The following is a 789-nucleotide window of genomic DNA, read 5'->3' as shown; positions in this document are numbered from 1 at the left end:
GTGATAGGTGACGTTGTCCTGTTCCTTAGTAGCCAAGTACTTTTCCTGTTCTTAGTTCACTGGGCAGAAAGATGGCAACAGCTCAGCTGCCGCTCCTGCTGGGCAAGGGTCAAAGGTGAAGATAACTAGGGTTCCTAGCAAGATCAGTAGTGCACAAACTGCCCATAGCGTGGTGTTCAGTGCGTTACGAACCTTTACTCGCTCGGTGTAGTCGTTGACGATGGTGCGCATGCCGTTGGTGCCGTGGATCATGTCCCACCACTGCCAGAACGGGTCAGCCCACTTTCCAGCGACAAATGCAAAGTCGATGGCCTTGATGCCTTCACCCAAAACCAGGTTTACGACCAGGTGGGTGAAGACCAGAACAATGAGTAGCGGTCCGCTGACTCGCATGAATAGCCAGCCGTACTTTTCCCAGTTGGCCTGCTTTTTGGTCCTTGGGGAGTTTGGGGTTTCGATTACAACGCTCATCATGACCTCCTAGTGGCTAAACACTCTTGCTAGGTGGACGGGGGTGAAGGCAGCAACCAGCACGATGGTGATAGCAAGTACGGCCCAGAACATGATCGCCTGGTATTTGACGCCCTTGGACCAGAAGTCAACGGCGATGACCCTTAGACCGTTGAGGCCGTGGAACAAAATTGCGCCTACAAGGCCAAGCTCTGCGATGCCAATGATTGGGGTTTTGTAGGACTCGATAACCACGTTGTACGCCTCTGGGCTGACGCGCACCAGGGCGGTGTCGAGAACGTGAACGAGCAAAAAGAAGAAAATACCCACACCGGAAAT

At 53.1% G+C, this 789-nt stretch carries 2 protein-coding genes; both read right to left on the bottom strand.

The window, feature by feature from the left end; translation table 11 throughout:
* Window positions 1-51: 51 nt before the first annotated feature.
* Window positions 52-471, bottom strand: a complete 420-nt coding sequence (locus AC1QQ2_RS14630) for a succinate dehydrogenase hydrophobic membrane anchor subunit (RefSeq protein ID WP_479713696.1) — start codon at window positions 469-471, stop codon at window positions 52-54.
* A gap of 9 nt (window positions 472-480) precedes the next feature.
* Window positions 481-789 (bottom strand): succinate dehydrogenase, cytochrome b556 subunit (sdhC, locus tag AC1QQ2_RS14625; RefSeq protein WP_479713695.1); only part of this gene is annotated, 309 nt, incomplete at its 5' end.

It is taken from the genome of Aestuarium sp., from assembly GCF_023253315.1.
Lineage (GTDB): Bacteria > Pseudomonadota > Alphaproteobacteria > Rhodobacterales > Rhodobacteraceae > Marivivens > Marivivens donghaensis.
This window is presented reverse-complemented; position numbering and strand designations above follow the sequence as displayed.

Excerpts from the sequence above, each read along its gene's own strand:
- AC1QQ2_RS14630 (WP_479713696.1), bottom strand. The coding sequence starts at position 471 with ATGAGCGTTGTAATCGAAACCCCAAACTCCCCAAGGACCAAAAAGCAG.